Below are 3,749 nucleotides of genomic sequence, written 5' to 3' on the forward strand. Positions count from 1 at the left end.
CTCGAGCTCGTCGGCCGCCTCGTCGGCTCGCCCGAGCCGGTGCAGCACGTCGCCGCGGACCGCGCCGTACAGGTGGTACCGGGCCAGCCGCGGGTCGTCGTGCACCGCGTCGAGGCGTGCACCGCGTCGAGGGCGTCCAGGGCCGCCTGCGGCCCGTCCGCGTGCAGCACCGCGACGGCCCGGTTGAGCTCGACAACCGGCGACGGGGCCAGCTGCGCCAGCGCGTCGTAGAGCGCGACGATCGCCTCCCAGTCGGTCTCCTCGAACGACCGCGCCCGGCTGTGGCACGCCGCGATGGCCGCCTGCACGGTGTACGGACCGAGCGGTCGGCGCAGCGAGATCGACCGGTCGAGCGCGCCGAGACCGTGCTCGATGAGCGTCCGGTCCCACCGCCTGCGGTCCTGGTCCTGCAGCAGGACACCGTCGCCGCGCGCGTCGAAGCGGGATGCCTGCAGCTCCATCAGGGCCACCAGCCCGTGCACCTCCGGCTCGCGCGGGAGGAGCCCGGCCAGCACGCGTCCCAGGCGCATCGCCTCGTCGGCCAGGTCCCGACGCACCCACCGGTCGCCGCTGGTGGACGAGTGGCCCTCGGTGAAGATCAGGTAGATCACCTCGAGCACCGAGCCCACCCGGGCCGGTAGTGCGTCCGCCTGCGGCACCTCGAACGGCACCTGGGCCTCGGCCAGCGTGCGCTTGGCGCGGGAGATCCGCTGGCCGATCGTCGGCGACGGCACCAGGTTCGCGCGGGCGATCTCCTCGGTGGTCAGGCCGCCGAACAGCCGGAGCGTCAGCGCGATCCGCGACTCCCGTGGCAGCACGGGGTGGCAGGTGAGGAAGACCAGGGAGAGCAGGTCGTCGCCGATGGGCTCGTCGACGATCCGGTCCGCCCCCGCCTCGTCGGCCAGCGAGCGCGCGAGCACCGCGTACTTGGCGTCGCGGTTCTGCTCCCGGCGGACCAGGTCGATCGCCCGGTGCCGTGCCGTGACCATCAGCCACGCGCCGGGCTTGTCCGGGACGCCCGTGACCGGCCACTGCTCCAGCGCGGTCACGAACGCGTCCTGCGCCAGCTCCTCGGCGAGCCCGACGTCCCGGACCAGGCGGGTGAGCGAGGCGATGAGGCGCGGCGACTCGATCCGCCAGATGACCTCGACGGTCCGCCGCGCGTCGGCCATCAGGCCTGCTGGGCCTTCAGCTTGTCGACGATCGCCTGCTCCCTCTCCAGCACGTCCGGCGAGACCACCTGGGCGAAGTCCTCCATCTCGAAGAACGGCCGGATCTCCAGCACCGAACGCATGCCCTGAGTGGACGGGCACCGCTTGGCCCACTCGACGGCCTCGTCGAGCGAGCTCACCTGCCAGATCCAGTAGCCCGCGATGATCTCCTTGGYCTCGGCGAACGGACCGTCGACCACCGAGACCTCGCCGCTGGTGTCCCAGACCACCTTGGCGCCGGCCTTGCTCGGCTGCAGCCCCTCGCCGGCGAGCATGATCCCCGCGTTCACCAGCTGCTCGTTGTAGACGTTCATCTCCCGGAACATCTCGTCCGTGGGCGCGATCTTGTCCTCGTCCGCGCCGTCGCCCTTGATCATGACCAGGACCTTCATGGTGATCTCCTCCGCTCGGTGGCCACCTCGACGCTAGTGCCGAGGCCGTGCCCTCACCAGGTCGTCGAACGGGCCCCGGCTTCTTCGACAGCGGGGGGCGACGAGTTCTGATGACCGCAGGAACCCCGCGTGGGACGCTGGACCGGTGAAGCTCTTCGCGCATCGAGGCTCGGTCACCGCGGACGTCGGTGAGGGGTTCGTCGCCGGTGAGGCGGTGGCGTTGCAGACTGCCTTCGTCGGCGCGCTGACCCCCGCCGAGCGCGCCGCGCACGCACCCGTGCGCGTCGACCTGACGCTCGAGACGGAGGGTGGCGGCGCACGCGCCGTGGTGGTGTGCCGCAACCACGTCGTGGGGTTCGTGCCGCCGTCGCGCGAGGCGTCCGTGCGTGCGCAGCTGGCCGCCGCCGGCCGGGCGCGGCTCGAGACCCCCGGGCAGGTGTTCCACGACACCGAGGGATGGTGGCGGCTGTGGGTCGGGCCGCCCCGCGCGGGTGCCTTCCCTGCGCCCGAGCCCGGGGCCGACACCCTGGGCGTGCCCCGTCGCAAGATCTTCGGCATCTCCCTCCCGGACGACGAGGGGCTAAGGTAGGTGTACTAGTTCGTCTACCAAGGAGACCTCTCGTGGCCGCTCTGTACACCGCCATCGCCACCGCGACCGGGGAGGGGCGTGCCGGAGGACGGGCGGTCAGTGACGACGGAACTCTGGACCTGACGCTCGCCGTCCCCGCCGCACTGGGCGGCCGTGGCGACGGCACCAACCCCGAGCAGCTCTTCGCCGCCGGCTGGGCGTCGTGCTTCCACTCCGCCCTGAAGTCGGTCGCGGCGGCGGAGAAGACCCCGATCTCCGAGTCCGCGGTCGTCGCGGAGATCGGCCTCGTGTCCGACGGGGCGGGCGGCTACASCATCGAGGCAGCCCTGCACACCGAGGTCGCCGGGCTCGACCAGGCCACGGCTGAGCGGCTCGTCGCACGCGCGCACGAGGTGTGCCCGTACTCCAACGCCACGCGGGGCAACATCGCCGTCCGCCTGACGACGACCACGGCATGAACGTCTCGCGGACGGCTCGGGCGCTCGCGACGGTGCTCCGCGGCGACGTCGTCGCGGAGCCGCCGAGCCGGGGCAGCGGGGTGCGCCGCACGGTCGGTCGCCTCTGGCTCGGCGCCACCCTCGCGCTCGCGGGGACCTCGCACCTCACGTTCGCGCGCGAGGAGTTCCAGGCCCAGGTGCCGACGTGGTTCCCGGCCGACCCCGACGCGGTCGTGCTCGCGTCCGGGGTGGTGGAGATCGCGCTCGGCTGCGCGCTGCTCGCCGCACCCGGGCGCCGTCGCGCGGCCGTCGGCTGGATCGCCGCCGGCTTCTTCGTGGCGATCTTCCCCGGCAACATCTCCCAGCTGGTCACGCGGACCGACGCGTTCGGGCTCGAGTCCGACACCGCCCGCGCCGTCCGGCTGCTCGGCCAGCCGGTGCTGGTGCTCTGGGCACTGTGGTCGACAGGCGCCTGGCGGTCGCTGCGTGCCGCGCTGGCGGCGCAGCCCGCAGAGGCACTGCCGCGATGACGGCGGCCCTGGCAGACGCCCCGATCGTCGGGCGGCCGACGCGCGACGGCGGGCAGTCCGAGGTCGCCCGCCGGATCCTCGACGTCGCGGCGCCGCGGTTCTACCTCGAGGGGATCCGCGCGGTCAGCGCCGACGCCGTGATGGCGGAGGCCGGCGTCACCAAGGTGACCTTCTACCGGCACTTCCCGACGAAGGACCACCTGGTCGAGGCCTACCTGGAGACGGTCGCCGCGGCGGAGCGGCACGCGGTCACCACCTGGCGCGCCGAGCACGTCGGCGACCCGACGGCGGTCCTGGCTGCCTACGCCGACCAGCTGGCCGCCCAGGTGTGCGGGGCCGCGTTCCGCGGGTGCCCGTTCCTCAACGCCGCGGCGGAGTACCCCGACGTCGCCCACCCGGTCCGTGCCGTGGCCGAGCGGCACCGCGACTGGCTCCGCGACGTGGCCGAGGACCTCGTCGCCCAGCTGGGTCTCCCCGAGCCCCGATCCGTCGCGGTGCAGCTCGTCATGCTGCGCGACGGAGCCATGGCCACCGGCGCGGGCGTCGAGCCGGTGGAGGTCGGTCGGGCGCTGCGCCGAGCGGGCCGAGCC

At 73.7% G+C, this 3,749-nt stretch carries 6 protein-coding genes; 4 read left to right on the top strand and 2 right to left on the bottom strand.

Annotated features, from left to right (window positions below):
• The coding region (locus AC1DUQ_RS19140; protein ID WP_477074364.1) for an RNA polymerase sigma factor at nucleotides 1–1,172 on the bottom strand (1,172 nt) is incomplete at its 3' end.
• A complete protein-coding gene (locus tag AC1DUQ_RS19145) occupies nucleotides 1,172–1,603 on the bottom strand; it encodes a YciI family protein (RefSeq protein WP_477074365.1) in 432 nt (143 codons plus the stop codon). The genes AC1DUQ_RS19140 and AC1DUQ_RS19145, both read right to left, overlap by 1 nt.
• 145 nt (nucleotides 1,604–1,748) lie before the next feature.
• Between AC1DUQ_RS19145 and AC1DUQ_RS19150 the strand changes: the two genes are divergently transcribed.
• The 4 genes from AC1DUQ_RS19150 to AC1DUQ_RS19165 all read left to right on the top strand — a co-directional run.
• On the top strand, nucleotides 1,749–2,192 hold the full coding sequence (locus tag AC1DUQ_RS19150; protein ID WP_477059436.1) for a hypothetical protein: 444 nt from the start codon (nucleotides 1,749–1,751) through the stop codon (nucleotides 2,190–2,192).
• Between the two features lie 32 nt (nucleotides 2,193–2,224).
• A complete protein-coding gene (locus tag AC1DUQ_RS19155) occupies nucleotides 2,225–2,650 on the top strand; it encodes an organic hydroperoxide resistance protein (RefSeq protein WP_477074366.1) in 426 nt (141 codons plus the stop codon).
• Nucleotides 2,647–3,159, top strand: a complete 513-nt coding sequence (locus AC1DUQ_RS19160; protein ID WP_477059438.1) for a DoxX family protein — start codon at nucleotides 2,647–2,649, stop codon at nucleotides 3,157–3,159. The genes AC1DUQ_RS19155 and AC1DUQ_RS19160 overlap by 4 nt, the downstream gene beginning before the upstream one ends.
• The coding region (locus tag AC1DUQ_RS19165; RefSeq protein WP_477074367.1) for a TetR/AcrR family transcriptional regulator at nucleotides 3,156–3,749 on the top strand (594 nt) is incomplete at its 3' end. The genes AC1DUQ_RS19160 and AC1DUQ_RS19165, both read left to right, overlap by 4 nt.

It is taken from the genome of Cellulomonas sp. P4_B5_2, from assembly GCF_056402235.1.